Annotated in this window: 13 protein-coding genes; all 13 read right to left on the bottom strand. The window is 42.7% G+C overall.

Annotation, left to right across the window (positions count from 1 at the left end):
• Window positions 1–33 precede the first annotated feature (33 nt).
• The 13 genes from KQI91_RS15610 to KQI91_RS15670 all read right to left on the bottom strand — a co-directional run bounded on the left by KQI91_RS15610 (window position 34) and on the right by KQI91_RS15670 (window position 17,226).
• Window positions 34–861, bottom strand: a complete 828-nt coding sequence (locus tag KQI91_RS15610) for a carbohydrate ABC transporter permease (protein ID WP_216393664.1) — start codon at window positions 859–861, stop codon at window positions 34–36.
• A complete protein-coding gene (locus KQI91_RS15615; RefSeq protein WP_216393665.1) occupies window positions 854–1,753 on the bottom strand; it encodes a carbohydrate ABC transporter permease in 900 nt (299 codons plus the stop codon). Before KQI91_RS15615 ends, KQI91_RS15610 begins: the two co-directional genes overlap by 8 nt.
• Window positions 1,754–1,898: 145 nt before the next feature.
• Complete coding sequence (locus KQI91_RS15620; protein ID WP_216393666.1) at window positions 1,899–3,188, bottom strand: ABC transporter substrate-binding protein; 1,290 nt, start codon at window positions 3,186–3,188, stop codon at window positions 1,899–1,901.
• Window positions 3,189–3,519: 331 nt separating this feature from the next.
• A complete protein-coding gene (locus tag KQI91_RS15625) occupies window positions 3,520–4,032 on the bottom strand; it encodes a hypothetical protein (RefSeq protein ID WP_216393667.1) in 513 nt (170 codons plus the stop codon).
• A 141-nt stretch (window positions 4,033–4,173) separates the two neighbouring features.
• The gene (locus KQI91_RS15630; protein WP_253288655.1) at window positions 4,174–5,112 is read right to left on the bottom strand and encodes an AraC family transcriptional regulator; all 939 of its coding nucleotides are present in this window, start codon (window positions 5,110–5,112) and stop codon (window positions 4,174–4,176) included.
• A gap of 150 nt (window positions 5,113–5,262) precedes the next feature.
• On the bottom strand, window positions 5,263–6,528 hold the full coding sequence (codB, locus tag KQI91_RS15635; protein WP_216393668.1) for a cytosine permease: 1,266 nt from the start codon (window positions 6,526–6,528) through the stop codon (window positions 5,263–5,265).
• 23 nt (window positions 6,529–6,551) lie between these two features.
• Window positions 6,552–7,643: a hypothetical protein gene (locus KQI91_RS15640; RefSeq protein ID WP_216393669.1), complete on the bottom strand. Its 1,092-nt coding sequence runs from the start codon at window positions 7,641–7,643 to the stop codon at window positions 6,552–6,554.
• 269 nt (window positions 7,644–7,912) lie between these two features.
• A complete protein-coding gene (pflA, locus tag KQI91_RS15645) occupies window positions 7,913–8,650 on the bottom strand; it encodes a pyruvate formate-lyase-activating protein (protein ID WP_216393670.1) in 738 nt (245 codons plus the stop codon).
• Between the two features lie 2 nt (window positions 8,651–8,652).
• A complete protein-coding gene (gene pflB, locus KQI91_RS15650; protein WP_216393671.1) occupies window positions 8,653–10,908 on the bottom strand; it encodes a formate C-acetyltransferase in 2,256 nt (751 codons plus the stop codon).
• 275 nt (window positions 10,909–11,183) lie between these two features.
• Window positions 11,184–12,248, bottom strand: a complete 1,065-nt coding sequence (locus KQI91_RS15655) for a peptidase U32 family protein (RefSeq protein ID WP_216393672.1) — start codon at window positions 12,246–12,248, stop codon at window positions 11,184–11,186.
• A gap of 75 nt (window positions 12,249–12,323) precedes the next feature.
• Window positions 12,324–13,667 (bottom strand): hypothetical protein, encoded by a 1,344-nt coding sequence (locus KQI91_RS15660; protein ID WP_216393673.1) that lies wholly within the window; start codon window positions 13,665–13,667, stop codon window positions 12,324–12,326.
• Between the two features lie 188 nt (window positions 13,668–13,855).
• Window positions 13,856–15,289, bottom strand: a complete 1,434-nt coding sequence (locus tag KQI91_RS15665) for a glycoside hydrolase family 32 protein (protein ID WP_216393674.1) — start codon at window positions 15,287–15,289, stop codon at window positions 13,856–13,858.
• A gap of 2 nt (window positions 15,290–15,291) precedes the next feature.
• Complete coding sequence (locus tag KQI91_RS15670; protein ID WP_216393675.1) at window positions 15,292–17,226, bottom strand: PTS beta-glucoside transporter subunit IIBCA; 1,935 nt, start codon at window positions 17,224–17,226, stop codon at window positions 15,292–15,294.
• Between the last annotated feature and the right edge of the window lie 140 nt (window positions 17,227–17,366).

Genomic DNA, 17,366 nt, shown 5'->3' on the forward strand with positions numbered 1-17,366 from the left:
CTCCATTGCTTCGCAATTTCCGTAATTCTGCAGTTATTTAACCGCTCCGGTAATACCTTCTGCGAACTGTTTCTGCAGTACGAAGAATACGACCATTGTCGGAATAGAACAGAATAATACGCCGCACATCAGCATACCATAGTCTGTTACATAACCTGTGATCAGGTTTGCGATCAACATTGGCATTGTCATTGCTTTGTTATCTGTCATGATTACCTTCGGCCACAGGTAAGAGTTCCATGCGTTCATGAAGGTAATAACCGCTGCAGCCGCGTATGTTGATTTCATAGTCGGGATGAACATCTGGAAGAAGATTCTTACTTCGCTCAGTCCATCGATACGTGCTGCCTCGATGATATCTACCGGGAATGATCTTGCGTTCTGACGGAACATCATGATCATAAACGGAGTAGAAATGATCGGAAGGATAAAACCAACTGCTGTATTCAGAAGTCCTGCTTTAGAGAACATCTTGAATAACGGAACCATAGTTGCAACCTGCGGAACCATCATTGCAAGAAGCAGAATAGAGAACAGTCTGTCTTTTCCTTTGTCATGATAAACTTCAAATCCATATCCTGCGATAGAGCAGATCAGCAGACAGATGACTGTTGTAAGGATTGCATAGAAGAAAGAGTTTCCAAGTGCTCTCCACAGTGGCTGCTGTGCTGTCAGGTTACGGAAGTTTTCCATAAAATGACTTCCTGGGATAATTCGTCCACGGGATACTTCTGTTGATGTATTCGTTGCGGCTGAGATCATCCAGTATAACGGGAATACCGAAATAAATGACACGATGATCAGAAAAATGTATGTAGGAATCAATCTTCTCTGAATGGCTGATTTGTTTTTCTTAGTCACGTGTATCACCTACTTTCAAGTTGATAAATGCAAGTACAGCTACCATAATGAAAATGATAAATGACATTGCTGATGCATATCCAAAGTTCGGTACGTTAATGAAGCATGTGTTGTAAATATAGTGGGACATTGTGATCGTTGTATTTGCCGGTCCACCTTTTGTCAGGTTGACGGACTCATCGAACAACTGCAGTGTACCATTGATTGACATGATGAATGTCATGATAATTGTCGGTTTCAGAAGTGGAACGGTAATCTTCCAGAATGTCTTCCATCCGTTCGCACCATCAATCTTAGCTGCCTCATATACGGAATATTCAATATTCTGAAGGCCTGCCAGATAGAATACCATGTTATATCCTGTCCATCTCCAGATCAGTGCGATGATGATTACGATCTTGGCACTGGTAGAGTTACCCAGGAAGTTATAACCGGTCGATAAGATTCCAAGTTTGATCAGGATACTGTTGATCAGACCATCTGTAGCAAACATGGAACGGAAGATCAGTGAGTAGGAAACCAGAGATGTTGCACATGGAAGGAATACACATGTACGGAAAAATCCTCTGAATTTCAGATCTTTGTTGTTCAGGAGCTGTGCCAGAAGGATTGCCAGCACGAGCATGATCGGCACCTGAATGATCAGGTAAAGGAAAGTATTGGCAATGGACTGCTGGAATACTTTGTCTGCCATAATACGTTTGTAGTTACTGAAAATTGGTTCTGCAAATCTCATATTTGCGCCGGCGCCTGTCTGTAAAGAAATGATAAACGCACGAATCATCGGATAAAAGCTCATGACTGCGATCATGATAGATGCAGGTGCAAGAAAAAGCCAACCTGCAGCTCTCTGTTTCGCAACCAGAGACATGCCTTTTTTCTTGGAATTCACAGGAACTCCCCCTTTCAAAACCTAGTTGTTACTGTTCACTTCGTTCACAGTAACTACGACTCTTCAACGTAAGACAGGGGACTGCAAGCAGTCCCCCGCGCTCACTTACTTATTTCTTCGATTCACTTAAGGATTCAGAATCAGATTACTCTGTCATCTTGAATGCAAGTGTATCCTGTGCTTCCTGAAGAGCGTCTTCTACAGCTGTTCCGTTAACGATGTTAACAACTGCTGTGTTGACACATTCTCTTGCTTCATAGTGATACGGTGTTTTTGTGAACTCCGGAATATGAGAAGAGTATTCTACGATTGTTGAGAAGATTGCCTGGTTGTTGAAGAATTCGTTTGGCTCATTGTAAACTTCAGATTCACCAGCTGGCAGGTAGCAGGAGATTGCACCTGTTTCCGGAAGAATTGCATCATAGAAGTCTGTGCTGGAACCAAATGTGCTTGCAAGGAAGTCTTCTGCAAGTTCTACATTTTTGCAGTTGGATGTAATATACCAGGAAGATCCACCGTTGTTAGCATAGTTTGTAGCTGTATCAACGTCATCAACTTTCGGCATTGTTGTGATTTCCCAGAGACCTTTCTGATCTTCTGTTGTCATCAGAGTAGCTGTGATCCAGTTACCATTTACGATACCAGCAGCTTCGCCGCTTGTGATTGTTGAAATGTATTCATCCCAGTTGTTTACAAGTTTAACAACATCGTTCTTAACAAGATCTACATAAAGGTTGATGCATTTTTCTGCTGTGTCGTTTCCAACGATGAAAGCATTTCCGTCGTCGTCTACGAAGTTAGCTCCACAGGACTGGATCATCATCATCAGAGTATCTCCGCCTGTAGCTTCGCTTGTAAGGAGGTACTTGCCTGTCTTTTCATGAACGTCTTTACCGATTTCCATGAATTTGGTCCAGGTAATATCTGTCAGATCATCAACTGTGTATCCAGCTTCGTCAAGGATATCTGTACGATAAGCTGCAATAACAGCACCGTTATCAAACGGAACACCATAATGTGTGTCATCTACCATAGAATAGGACTGTTTCAGTTTTCCGAAATCATCCCAGTTGATGTCCATATCTTTAAGATCTGTGAAAGCGTCCGGATAGCTCTTCAGATATTTCTGATAGCTGTTGTCCTGCATCAGAACGATGTCCGGAAGTGTGCTGTAGTCACCAGCGTTAGCTGCTGTTGTCAGCTTAGTCTGGCAGTCATCAGAAGAAGTCTCGATAACGTCTACTGAAAAGCCTTCATGGTCTTTTGCGTACTGTTCGCCAGCGATCTGCATGGATTTGATGTTGAAGTTCTGGTCCCATGCCCATACAGTTAATGTATTGTCATCTCCGGAATCAGCGGAAACAACTGTAGCGGTTCCTGCGAAAGACGCTGCCATAACGCCTGTCAGTAATACTGCAAGTAATTTTTTCTTCATGAATGTGTCCTCCTTTTATTAAGCGTATTCTCTTTGTCCGAATTGCTTATGAACCAATTATAGCATCTGGTTTTCTGTGATAGTTTGCATAACCATACATATAATGTGCAATTTCAATCATTTTATCTATTTTGCACTATTCCAAGTACATAAAATTGTATTTTTTGTTCGTTTTTCGCATTCTCACGATTTTTGTCGTATCATTTTGATGAAAAAAATCCTCTCTTTTCGACAGAATGTATAAGTTCTTTGTCTGTAAGAGAGGTTTTTGTTCTTATTTCATAAATTTTATATTCATTTTTTGTACATATTTCACAGATTTTTTCAGAAATTATGCAAAATAGACTTTTTGCGGATGCTGTGTTTTCATCGTATGAAGCATCTCTTCTGTAAGATCCAGAAGAAGTTTTATCTTACGTCCATCCTCTGTTATGATCATCGTATAATACGGAATGTTATCATCATAAGAAGTATAGTCGTACTTTTTCAGGCTCTCCGTACCACCATTTTTCTTGTATTTTGCTACTGATTCATGCCAGTGCGGAGCAGTCACCTCCATATTTTTGAGATCCAGCACATGTGCTGTTTTGCGATATTTCTTTCCAAGAATCACATCAATGCTGAGCTGATCATTCTCCAGCGTATACTCATAATCTTTCTGACTGAAAATGTCATAGACAAAGTAAAGTGCTGCCAGCATAAATCCTGCCAGCATAAAAGACTGTGAGATCGTGATTCCAAGTATTACAAAAAACACAGCAAAGATGACCATAACCTTGCGCAGTACCCCGGACATGCTCTTTTTCTTTCTTGATACCTGCTCTACTATCTTATAATCGTACATAAATAACTTCCCTTCTATTATTTTATATCGTACCTGTTCAGTACCCTTGCGGAATACTACCTACTGAATAGTTATTTTATATCTAAATACCGGGCCCCTTCCATCAATACTTTCCATGGACAGCTTCGCCCTGCCCTCTCCTTACCATCCTTCTTCGGAATGAATATCAAAATTCAGAAGCTGCTGTTCGTAATTTTCCGGACGTTTCCGCCATTCTACCGGCGTAACTCCCATCAATTGTTTGAAGTTACGGTTAAATGTCGAATTTGTCGTAAATCCACACTTATGCGCAATATCTGCGACCGGATCATCTGTTTTCTGCAGAAATTCACATGCTGTGTGAATACGTACGGTATTGATATATTCCAGCGGGCTGACTTTCATATAGGAAGTAAATACCCTTCGAAAATGTGTCTCACTGATATGGCAGCTTTTTGCCAGATCTTCCACCCGGATATCTTCCATATAATGATACGAAACAAAATCCAGCACACGTGTAATCATATTGGTAAGCTTGCCTTTTTCTTCCCCAACTCGCTCTTCCTCTGAATTTCTATTCAGTCTGGCAATTTCTACAAGGAGCGATGCAAGTATCCCTTTCGCTTCTTCCAGATAAAATTCTTCTCCCTCTCGCATGATATTCATGATCTTGAGAATCTTCGCTGCCACCGATGAGGCCTCACTTTCCTTAAGAAATAATGCCTTCGAATAAATTCTCTGAATCATTTTTTCTGCCTTTACCGGATTATCTATGAATTTTCTCATGAATCCTTCTACATCGATAAACAAATATTCCCATCTGCTTATCGTCCCCAGATCGCTGGTCGTTGTATGTGGATAATTAGGAGGAATTACTGTAAATTCTCTTCCGCCGAATCTCACTTCCTCTTCCCCAAGCACCAGTGAACCATCACCTTCATAACAGAATCCTATCTCAAGGTAATTGTGAAAATGAAGGTAATCTACATCATTACCATAATTCTGAACCCACTTTTGTCCAAGAAGTGCCAGGATCGGGCTTCCGGCCGACATCTGGTAATAGCGGAACTCCATCTTTGGTTTTTTTCTCTTTTTTGCCATGCACTCACTCCATTTCGGCAATACTACTGAATAGTTATTCTATTGTACTATATATTCCCCAACAAAAAAAGATTACCTTGCAGAATCAGGTAATCTTTTTTATCGAGTCATTATTGTCCTTGTCGAAACACCTCGAATTATGACACACTGTTATTTATTTTTATTAACCATCTCGCCGATCACATAGCACACAGCTGCAACCGCCATACCATTGATGGAAGCAATTCCCCATGTCACTACATTTGCCACAATCGCACCAAGAATCACGCCGGCAACCGCAAACCAGTTAACGGTCACAATCTTAACGGTATCTGTATCGTAAGCCTTTTTATTCATGAAATAAGAAAGGACCAGAATGATACCAACCGGTGGCAGCGTACAGTTCAGGATGTTCAACCAGTCACAGAAGTTATAATACAGCCATACAGAAAGCAGGGTTCCGATGATACCGGAAATCAGAACCATCGGTTTCTTTCTCTTATTAAAGATATTTGCAAGTCCAAGTCCTGCAGAATACAGGGCATTGTCATTGGTTGTCCAGATATTCAGTCCCAGTACCAGGATTGCCAGGTAAAACAGTCCCAGTCGAACCATAACTTCAAAAATATCATTTCCACCGACAAAAATGTAAGCAATCGCACCAAAGAAGAACATCAGCGAGTTACCGATAAAGAAAGCAACAACAGTTGCGATTGTTCCCTGTTTACCGTTCTTTGCAAATCGTGTAAAGTTCGGCGTCGCAGTTCCTCCTGATACGAAAGAACCGATTGCAAGTCCGGCACCGCCAACAACTGTCAGAGAACCGCTGGATACTGCAAACTGGTCAATGATCGTTCCATCTCCCTGTTTTACAGCCATGATCATGGCTACTGTTCCAAGGATTGCTACAAGCGGTACGGCAATATAACTGATCACGGTCAGAGATTTGATTCCAAAATATGCAGAAGCGGTCATACACGCACCGGCAATCAGAATCAGCGCCCACTCAACAGCTGTACTTCCGCCAAACAATTCACGCGCAACCGGGATTGCAAACATTGCAACGCCTACGCCGAACCACCCGATCTGTGTGAAACTGATCATTGCAGAAGAAAGGTAGGAACCTTTTTCTCCAAATGCTCTCTTGGAAAGCAGATCAAGGCTGAGTCCCGTTTCTGCTCCAACATAACCAAGAAGTCCGGTGTATACGCCAAGGATCGCACCACCCAGAAGAAGTGCCTTAATAAATCCCCAGAAATCAAGTCCGGCTGCCATCTCCTGACCAACCCACATGCTCGCTGAGAAAAACGTAAATCCAAGCATGATCATAAACATTGTTACAAAACCACGTCTGCTCCACTTCGGAACCGCGCACGCTGCATAGTCGATATCCACTTTCTGCTGTGTGTCGTTTCCTGTTGTCATTTTTTCACTCATCTTTTCTCCCCGTTCTCTTTCCATCAATCCAGAATGTATTTACGCAGTGCACTGGTAAATTCGCCGATTCTCTGTTCTGCAAGCTCCTTCAGTGTGATGCCCTTCATGCTCTCAATGTATCCCAGTTCCTGACGATACAGCCATTTCGCATCTGCCGGACGGATCTTCTGATAATGGTTGGCTTTAACCCAGTCTTCATAACTGATTGGAGTCGGATATCCAAGTTTTTCATCGAGAAGTTCTTTGAAATCAATCTTGTCAGCTCTCTCTTTGATTCTTTCCCAGAATTCCAGAACTTCTTCTACATGCTCATGGATCTCATAGCGTCTTGCACCACCATCATAGATGATGCATTTTTCAAAAAGAGGACTGCACATGGAAAGTGTCTCTCTTCTGAATTCCGGAGCAACGATGCCGCCTTTCCAGTAAAAGTCCACATCCGGAAGATTGATTCCGGAAACACCCTTATCCTGATAGGTGCTGAAGATTCCTTCATAATAAACAGTAATAAATCCTTCGAATTCCGGCCAGAACTCACGAATTTCCTCTGTAAGTTTCTCAAGAATATCGATACCCTTTGTTCCACCGATCGTAAAGACGATGATATTGCGAAGTTTTGCTCCATGATTTCTGTAGAAATCTGTCACATAACGCAGACAGTGGATCAGTGTCTCACCACTTGCAATGATATCTCCGATCATCAGTGTGCTATCCGGAACCATTGTCAGCTTACTGTACTTGATCTCCAGTCCTGCGATCTCATCCTGCTCAAAAACACGCTCACTGGAAAGGAAGCTGATATCATGAACACGGATATGCTCTCTGTAGCAGGCTTCTTCCAGAGGATAGTTCAAAGCTCCTCTTAATATAGAAAGAATATTCGCAGTTGTAACCTTTTTCTGTTCTTTCAGATAATAAAGCATCTGAGAAGTCGAAGAAACCAGACAGTTATACACCTCATAACCTACGATCTCCGGTGTATTCAGAAGCTTTCTGGATTCTGCCTCAGAAATAACATAATATTCATTTTCATAATCCCCGCCTTCAAGACGATAGCATGCAACACCCTGCTCATCGAATTCCGGCACCAAAACAACATTGTCCCAGTTTTTCATCTGTACCTTTTCCCTTCCTGTGTTTTCCCTTGACTTTTGTGACTTATAAATTTACATAACAAAACATCTTACAAAAGAGTATGATGAACTGCATGGATTGTCAAGTAGAAAAAGCAATTTCTCCACATTACAACTTTTAACTTTTGTGGCCGACATTAATGTCGGTTGCAAATGCATAAAGAAAAGTCCACAGCATTTGCCATGGACTTTTTCTACAGTCTGAAATCTTTCTACCATAACCAATATAGAAATCTTTTCCTCTGACCGGTTTATATCGCTCCCAGAATTTCTCTGGCGTTGTTAATCCGTTCCTCTGATGGTGGTCTGACACCTTCCAGCGGATAAGGGATTCCGAGCTGTTCCCATTTAAAGATACCAAGGGTGTGGTACGGAAGCACTTCGACTCTCTCCACTGTTTTCAAAGTATGGATAAAATCTGCAAGCCTGTGGAGATACTCATCTTTATCGCTGCCTCCGGGAACAAGTACATGGCGGATCCACATTGGTTTTCCCATATCTGACAATTTCCGTGCCATTGCCAGGATATTCTTATTGGACTGTCCTGTAAGCTTGATGTGTTCTTCTTCGTCGATCTGTTTGATGTCAAGAAGGACAAGATCAGTATACTTCATAAGCTCCAGCCATTTGGAATAAAAAGGTTCTTTTTCTGTGTAAGGATTTGCACTGGTATCAAGAGTTGTGTGAACTCCTGCTGCCTTTGCCTGACGGAAAAGCTCTGTCAGGAAATCGATCTGAAGAAGCGGTTCTCCTCCGCTCACAGTGATTCCACCTTTGTTACCCCAGTAATTCTTATAGCGAAGAGCCTGTTTCAGAAGCTGAGACGGGGTGTACTGCTGCCCCTCTCCCATTTTCCAGGTATCCGGATTATGGCAGAACTGGCAGCGCATTGCACATCCACTCAGGAATATCACATATCTGACGCCCGGTCCGTCTACTGATCCGAAGCTTTCCAGAGAATGGACATATCCTTTGATTTCTTCACTCATTATTACATTCTGTCGTGGCAGGTTCTGGCGATAACATCCAGCTGCTGCTCTCTTGTAAGGTCGATGAATTTAACTGCGTATCCGGATACACGGATTGTGAAGTTTGCGTACTCTTCTTTTTCCGGATGTTCCATTGCATCGATCAGTTTTTCTTTACCAAATACGTTAACGTTGAGGTGATGAGCACCCTGGTCAAAGTATCCGTCAAGTACATGAACAAGGTTCTCTGTACGTTCTTCTTCTGTATGTCCCAGAGCATCCGGGTTGATGGTCTGAGTATTGGAGATTCCGTCAAGGGCATCTTCATAGTCCAGTTTTGCAACAGAGTTAAGAGAAGCAAGAAGTCCGTTCTGCTCTGCGCCGTAGGACGGGTTGGCACCAGGTGCCAGCGGCTCGCCTGCTTTTCTTCCATCCGGAAGGGATCCTGTAGCTTTACCATAAACAACGTTGGATGTGATGGTAAGGATAGAAGTAGTAGGTTTGGAATCACGATAGGTATGGATGTGTTTCAGTTTCTCAAGGAATGTGGAAAGCAGTGTTGTTGCGATCTCATCTGCTCTGTCATCATCGTTACCATAGCGTGGGAAGTCACCCTCTACCTGGAAGTCTGTTGTAATTCCGTCTTCATCACGGATAGCTTTAACTTTTGCATATTTGATAGCGGACAGGGAGTCTACTACGTGAGAGAATCCTGCGATACCAGTTGCAAAAGAACGGTCAACCTTTGTATCGATCAGAGCCATCTCTGCTGCTTCATAGTAGTATTTGTCATGCATGTAGTGGATCATGTTCAGTGTTCCAACATACAGATGAGCCAGCCAGTCCATCATCTTGTCATATTTTGCGATTACTTCGTCATAGTCAAGGTATTCAGAAGTAATTGGCTGATACTGAGGTCCTACCTGCTGTTTTGTCTTCTCATCAACACCACCGTTGATCGCGTACAGAAGGCATTTTGCAAGGTTTGCACGGGCTCCGAAGAACTGCATTTCTTTACCTGTCTCAGTAGCAGATACACAGCAGCAGATGCTGTAATCATCGCCCCATACCGGACGCATAACATCATCGTTCTCATACTGGATAGAGCTTGTCAGTACGGAAATGTCAGCTGCATATTTCTTGAAGTTTTCCGGCAGTCTTGAGGAATACAGAACAGTAAGGTTCGGTTCCGGAGCCGGTCCCATATCTTCCAGTGTGTGGAGGAAACGGAAGTCGTTCTTTGTTACCATTGTACGTCCATCCTGTCCCATACCTGCAACTTCCAGAGTAGCCCATACCGGGTCACCGGAGAACAGCTGGTTATAAGAAGGAATACGTGCAAATTTAACCATACGGAATTTCATTACCATGTGGTCAACGAGCTCCTGAGCTTCTTTCTCTGTAAGAGTTCCGTTCTCAAGATCTCTTTCAATATAGATATCAAGGAATGTGGAGATACGTCCAACACTCATTGCAGCACCGTTCTGAGTCTTGATTGCTGCAAGATATCCGAAGTACAGCCACTGGAATGCTTCTCTTGCATCTTTAGCCGGCTGAGAAATATCATATCCGTAAGCTTCAGCCATAACTTTCATGCCTTTGAGTGCGCGGATCTGGTCTGCGATCTCCTCACGAAGCTGGAAATCATAACGTCTCATACCCTGACGGTCGCATGCTGCGAAGTCTTTCTGTTTTCCTTCGATCAGAGCGTCGATACCGTACAGTGCTACTCGTCTGTAGTCACCAACGATACGTCCACGTCCGTAAGTATCCGGAAGACCTGTCAGGATCTTGTTGTGACGGGCTGCTTTCATTTCTGGTGTGTAGATATCAAATACACCCTGGTTGTGTGTTTTGAATTCATAGTTGTGGAAAACATCTTTGATCTTGTCGCTTACTTTGTATCCGTAAGTTTCGCAGGCCTGCTCTGCCATTTTGATACCACCGTATGGCATGAATGCACGTTTCAGTGGTTTGTCTGTCTGCAGACCAACTACTTTTTCAAGATCTTTGAGGTCTTCATCGATATATCCCGGACCATATGCTGTCAGAGATGTAACAACCTCTGTCTCCATATCCAGAACGCCGCCTTTTGCACGCTCTTCTTTCTGGAGTTCCTGAAGTTTGCCCCACAGTTTTTCTGTTGCTTCTGTAGGTGTTTCCAGGAAGGATGCATCTCCTTCATATGGTGTGTAGTTCATTGAAATAAAGTTACGAACGTCAATTTTTTCTTTCCAACGGTTTCCTTTGAAACCTTCCCACTGTGAAAAGTTTTTCATGTTTTGCACCTCTCTACATATGATTTATTCCGCGTATGTCCCGTCTAACTTTTCTTGCAAAAGAAAAATAAGACCGGAATCTTATTAGTTTCAAGTGAACACTCCCTTGTTCACGCCGCTAGTGTACACTATGAAAGATGCCGTTGTCAATTCTTTGACGCATGCTTTTAATTTTGTACAATTTGTAGTTGTCTCTTGAAAGTTTTTATCAATATATTGTATTTTTGCAAGTGCAATGTCAATTTTACCGTCTTTTTAAACTGCTCTGTTCTTACCTATTTATAATAGCAGTTTTCACTGCATTCATATGGAAAAAGCTCTCTTTTCAGATTCTGCCGAAACATTTTCTCAGAAGTGGAATGTTCCAGAATATCCAGTGCCTTACGAAGATTTCGGATATCTTTCTCCATAAAATCGGTGTAGTTTCCTCTGCCAACCAGTTTCAGATGTGTGATGCCGGATTCCTTAAGCTGATACAACGCACACAGTCCACACCCCGTCTTGCCACAAAAGTACCCGTCGATGTCCTGGCTATTTTCTGGCAGTGTTGTTTTATTTTGAATATTTTTCTCCAAATCTGCTTCTGTCAGTCCAGTCTCTGTCGGAATCTCTCTATCGAACTTTGTCGATTCCTGTACTTTTCCCTCATGCACAGCTCTCAGGTGATACGGCACACGGCACAGATATCCCATCTCATCACAGTGCAGGGAATTACAAAACGCACCGGTGAACTGGCAGAGTTCATTTAATACAAATGCCTCAAATTCCATTTTATCTTGTTCCGGCATCACATCCTGTACAAGCTTCGACCGTTCCTTTTCTGCAGCTCTTTGATGTGCAATGACACTTCGCATATCTTCTATTGTATTCTTTCTGTGAAAGATTACTCTCTTCAATCGCATCTTCTGAAAGAAATCCACCATGCCATGATTCACTTCTGCAGTTTCTCCACTGAGATGAATTTCGCAGTCGATTTTTTGCTCTCTCAGATACAGCATCAGCGCCGGATCCGCAATAATATAACTGCAAAAGCCAATATCCATACATTTCCGGATAATCTCTGCAATCTCCAGATATTGTTGCGGGATATAATGCAGTGAATTAAAAGTCAGATGCACTGGTTTTCCATACTCACTGACCATCGCCGCCAGAATCTCCAACTCACTGAAGGCACCGATCTGCACATTGTATGAAAGCACTTCCCTTCTGTTAAGGGGCATAACTGTCCCATACTTCTCTGACCATCCATAAGGTACATATCCACAGAAAAACTCATCCGCGCCTGCCTGCACAAAACGTTCATATTCCTCCGTAGAACCCAGCCCAGCTGTAATCTTCATTCGTATTTTCCTCATCTTCATATTTTCCTGTCCCGTTCCCTTTATTCAGGACACTGTACTTTAACGCTTTGTCACTTACGACAGTCCCAACACCAGCCGGTCGATTCCTGCTTCCACATATGCTCTCAGTTTTTCCGGGCTGCCCAAAACCTCTGTATCCACTCCAAACAGAGAATTATACCTGCCCGCCATATGCAGATGCTTTGGATATAACAGTGCATTCTGCTCACAGAAATGAGGGCACATCCTGATCAGCTCCTGTTTCCCTCTTTTTCCTTCCGTGCACATTGCATAAAGCGGACAATACTGAGATGTATTTGTCTGATAAAAAGGAAAATGCAGACTGTTTCTTCCTTTCAGAACATTGGGAAATTTTTGTGCATATCCACAGGATTCCCATTCATAACGCCAAATATTACATTCTTCTCTAAGAAATTTATTGTAAAATTCCGCGTTCAGACTGTTTTCTTCATACAAACTTCTGTCACCTTTTTTATACTTCATACGCGGATCCTTTTTTCTCTTGTTAAGAAGCGTTCCCATCACAGGAACCAGCCTCTCCTGATAGTTTTTCAGCATTTCCACCATCGCCCAGTCATTGGCAACAACTTCTATGGAAATCTGCCGTTCTTTACACCACTTATCCACCTTCTCCAGTAAATCTTCCGTCGTTTTCAACATATCCTCACGGATATATGTGTATACAAGAGTGATCCTACATTTTTCTCGGTATGTTTTTTCCATCAGCCGAAACAACTTCTTTTCTTCAGGAAGCAGCAGATGACAAAACTGATTTCCTATATACAGCCGGTCTGGAGCAACCTCCGAAAGTACTTCCGGGAACCCATTTCGAACCCAATAATCTTTCAGGAATACAAACAGATCCTCTTTCAGATACTTCTCATACAATGCCGGATGATCCAGTTCCAGTGCAAATTCGGGTGCCTCTTTCAAGGCTCCTGCCAACTTTTCTACCGGCACATCCTGAAACCATTCTTTCTTCTGCTGTTCCAGGTTATCTGCAAAAATCTCATCTTCTTCTGCCGGATAACCGGTCAGTTTCTCTGCAAGCAAACTGTCATCCTCTTCCATTTTGAGAAGGATATACTGGCTGTAGCGAAATGCAAGTCCCTGGGATTCTTTCTTAAAGTCCTCCTGCTTCGTAAACACAGAATACACTGTGTAAAATTTTTCTTTTTGTTCTTTCTGTAAAATAAAATCCGTTATAAAAATCTCTCGATATGCCGCTTTTCTGTCATCATAAAAACAGAGCCGAAAACTCCCGACATCTGTCATATCCTGCACTGTGCGAAACTGAAATCCATTTCGTGCCAGCTCTGTGATGCGGATTTCTTTATCATCTGCAAATCCCGCCAGAAGGCCAAATGGAATCATGTGTATTCCGTTTATTATTTTCATTTTCTTTGTTTTCCTCCTGAACATCTGCCAGCTGAATACTCGCTTATTTACAGGCAAAGCAAAAAAATTTCTTTATTCTTCATTATAACAAAAACAGGCAGGAACTGTCACAAAGACTTTTCCTGCCTGTCGTAAAAGGAGGGGGTAAACGAATTTTTTCGTAAAATGGTTATTAGCTGTTGTTTATTTTAATTTTCTGTATAGGTCATAGAATTCAGTCTGTAGATTTTTCCATGAACGTTGTCCGCATCAATCTTTACATTCTGTTTCAGGTTTTCCGGATAATATCTTGTGGAAAACACCACTTCTCCGCCATTCAGATAAATTTCAGCAGCTGATGTATCCACAAGAATACGGATACCTGTAAGCTTTCCGGACGGAATCTGTGCATTTCTTATTTTACGTCCGGCTCCGGCGGCTTCAGAAAGATGCAGCGACGCTTTTCCATCCGCATATTCCAGCCAGAGGTTTTCTCCCAGATGCAATGCGATTCTTTCTCCCTGCACCTGCACTTCCAGATCAAACGGTCCTTCTGCTTCAATCTCTGTATTTTCTGCTGTCAGTTCTGTAGCTTCTCCTCGGAGAGTATTAATCTCTTCCACCGGCCACTGATAAAGCATATCACTTTTTAAGGTCACTTCACGCGGAACCGTCAGGCAATGCTGCCAGTTTTCCTGCTCCGCTGTCGGATTGGTATACTCCTCATCTGCATCCGGCATACCCATCCATCCAATCAGGATCCGTCTGCCTTTCGCGTCCTCAAAAGTCTGCGGCGCATAAAAATCAAATCCCATGTCCCATTCCCGGAAATTTTCTTCCTGTACATTTCCATCCTGCCGGATAAAATATCCGGACTGGTAAATATTCTGGAAACGTTCTTCTTCTCTTGTCAGGCCCTGCGGAGATACGGAAAGGACTTTTGCTCCTGATAATTCAAAGCAGTCCGGGCACTCCCACATATATCCAAAGGTATTTTCTGTTGTCAGTTCTCTGTCATATTCCCAGTTTTTCAGATCCTGTGACCTGTAAAAAAGCACTGTCCCATGATCGCCTTTCTTTCTCCCGCCAAGTACCATATGATATCCCTGGTCATCTTTCCAGACTTTTGGATCTCGGATGTGGCAGGTATAAGAATCCGGGTATTCTGTATAATGTATCGCTACTTCTTTGTTTCCGAAATGTATGCCATCTGTACTTTCTACATGGATCGTACTGTCCTGTCTTCCATTATTGATGTAATCAAAATCTCCATCCATCTTTACATTTCCTGTAAAAAAGAGATGCATTTTGTCTCCATCCACCAACGCAGAGCCGGAATAAACTCCATGGCAGTCATGAATGCTGTCCGGAAAGAGCGGAACACCCTCATATCTCCAGTTAACCATATCTTCGCTGGAATAATGGCCCCAGAATTTGAGTCCACCATTGGCTTCAAATGGTGCATACTGAAAAAACACATGATACCTTCCCTTGAAATAGCATAAGCCATTTGGATCATTCAGCCACCCTGTCGGCGGCATCAGATGATGCGTCAGTCTGTTTTTCTGTAATGCGCGTTCCATCGCAGCCGTTTCTTCTGTTTTTCTTATTTCTCTGGAGAGTACAGTTGTCAGTACACTCATTGTTATTTTACCTCCAAAACCTCAGCCTGATTATCTACGTTACCTTCTTTAAGCTGTGTCACTTCGCTGAAATCATCAGAATTTGTTACGATCATCGGTGTCGTTACATCATATCCGGCAGCTTTGATCTGTTCAAGTTCAAACGTAATCAGAGTCTGTCCTTTTTTCACTTCATCGCCATCATTTACATGTACGGTATAATACTTGCCTTCCAGTTCAACCGTATTCAGTCCAATATGGATCAGGAGTTCCAGTCCGTCATCTGTTGCAAGTCCGATTGCATGTTTTGTGTCAAATACCATGGATACAGTTGCATCACACGGAGCTTTTACCTCGCCTTTGACAGGAACAACTGCCATACCTTTGCCCAGTACCTCTGATGCAAAAGTATCATCTTTTACCTGAGAAAGCGGAATTGCAGTTCCTTCCAGCGGGCTGTAAAGAATCTGTGCTTTTGTTTCTTTCTGTTCTGCTGTTAGCTGTGTTTCTGCCTCTTTTGTTTCAACAGCTTCTGCTGTTTTTTCTGCCGGTACTTCTGCTTTGGCAGTTTCCTGTACTTCATCTTTGTAGCCAAACATCCATGTCAGGATAAATGCAACACCAAATGCGATTGCAAACATCAGGATATAGGATACCGGATTGTTCAGGCAAAGCAGGATACCAAAGATACCCGTTACACCAGTTCCTGTTGCGCCAAGACTTGTAATAGATGCAAACAGTGCTCCGCAGGCACCACCCAGACAACCCATGATAAATGGTTTTCCGAAACGAAGGTTTACACCAAAGATTGCCGGTTCTGTGATTCCCATGCATGCACTCAAAGCAGATGGAACTGCCATGGATTTTGTTTTCTGATTCTTAGTCTTAAGTCCGACTGCGAGGGCCGCACCACCCTGTGCAACGTTCGCTGCAGATGCAAGCGGCAGCCAGTAAGTTACACCGAATTTTGCGATCTGTCCCAGGTCAATGATGGTATACATATGATGAACACCTGCGACAACGGTCGGTGCATAAAAAGCACCCATGATAAAGCTTCCGATTCCGAATGGCAGTGCGATCAGCCACTGGATTCCGTCCAGAAGTCCGTTTTCTACTGTTACAAAAATAGGTCCGATAATAGAGAGGGTAAGGTATCCGGTAACAAATACACTTACCAGTGGTGTTACAAAAAGATCAAACATGGCCGGCACGATCTTGTGAAGTTTCTTTTCAATCTGTGCCATTACCCATACAGCAATGATAACCGGGATTACATGTCCCTGATAACCAACCATGTCAATGGAGTACAGTCCAAACCATACTTTCTGAGTTGCCTGTACACCTTCTGTTGCAACCGTCCATGCGTTCTGCAGATTCGGATGGATCATGATCATACCGATAACTGCACCGAGATACGGATTGGCACCAAATACTTTTGCTGCACTGTATGCGATCAGGATTGGCAGGAATGTATATGCAGTGTTACTGAACAGCTGGGCAAATACATAAATGGAACCGCTGGTGTTAATATTGATGAAGTTGTTGTTGACCATAAAGTTCAGGGCTTCCATGATTCCCATCAGGAAACCGCTGGCAACGATTGCCGGGATAATCGGTACAAAGATATCTCCCAGTGTCTTGATCAGTCTCTGAAACGGATTTGCCTTGGAAGCTGCTACTTTCTTCAGCTCATCTTTGCTTGTTTCGGAAACACCTGCGATCTGAATGAACTCATCGTAAACTTTGTTTACAACACCTGTTCCCAGAATGATCTGCATCTGTCCCTGTGCAAAGAAGACACCCTTTACACCGTCGATGTTTTCTACATAATCTTTGTCTGCTTTGTCATTGTCTGCAATGACCAGTCGCAGTCGTGTTGCACAGTGTGCCGCGGAAATAATATTTTCTTTTTTTCCGATATGGTCGTAGATTTCCTGTGCCGTTTTTCTGTAATCCATGTTTCTCCTCCTTCTTAATACTCTTTTCTTTCCTTTTTACTGTCTTTCTTTTTTATGCACATTACGATTCACCTAAACGCAATCCAATATATGTTATCGGTCTCATTACTATTTTGTTGTTATATATTGTATTTTGTTTT

Origin of the sequence: Blautia sp. MSJ-19 (genome assembly GCF_018918125.1) — a bacterium.
In the GTDB taxonomy this organism is placed as follows: domain Bacteria; phylum Bacillota; class Clostridia; order Lachnospirales; family Lachnospiraceae; genus Blautia_A.

Excerpts from the sequence above, each read along its gene's own strand:
- KQI91_RS15620 (WP_216393666.1), bottom strand. The coding sequence starts at position 3,188 with ATGAAGAAAAAATTACTTGCAGTATTACTGACAGGCGTTATGGCAGCG.
- KQI91_RS15625 (WP_216393667.1), bottom strand. The coding sequence starts at position 4,032 with ATGTACGATTATAAGATAGTAGAGCAGGTATCAAGAAAGAAAAAGAGC.
- KQI91_RS15630 (WP_253288655.1), bottom strand. The coding sequence starts at position 5,112 with ATGGCAAAAAAGAGAAAAAAACCAAAGATGGAGTTCCGCTATTACCAG.
- codB (WP_216393668.1), bottom strand. The coding sequence starts at position 6,528 with ATGAGTGAAAAAATGACAACAGGAAACGACACACAGCAGAAAGTGGAT.
- KQI91_RS15640 (WP_216393669.1), bottom strand. The coding sequence starts at position 7,643 with ATGAAAAACTGGGACAATGTTGTTTTGGTGCCGGAATTCGATGAGCAG.
- pflA (WP_216393670.1), bottom strand. The coding sequence starts at position 8,650 with ATGAGTGAAGAAATCAAAGGATATGTCCATTCTCTGGAAAGCTTCGGA.
- pflB (WP_216393671.1), bottom strand. The coding sequence starts at position 10,908 with ATGAAAAACTTTTCACAGTGGGAAGGTTTCAAAGGAAACCGTTGGAAA.
- KQI91_RS15655 (WP_216393672.1), bottom strand. The coding sequence starts at position 12,248 with ATGAAGATTACAGCTGGGCTGGGTTCTACGGAGGAATATGAACGTTTT.
- KQI91_RS15660 (WP_216393673.1), bottom strand. The coding sequence starts at position 13,667 with ATGAAAATAATAAACGGAATACACATGATTCCATTTGGCCTTCTGGCG.
- KQI91_RS15665 (WP_216393674.1), bottom strand. The coding sequence starts at position 15,289 with ATGAGTGTACTGACAACTGTACTCTCCAGAGAAATAAGAAAAACAGAA.
- KQI91_RS15670 (WP_216393675.1), bottom strand. The coding sequence starts at position 17,226 with ATGGATTACAGAAAAACGGCACAGGAAATCTACGACCATATCGGAAAA.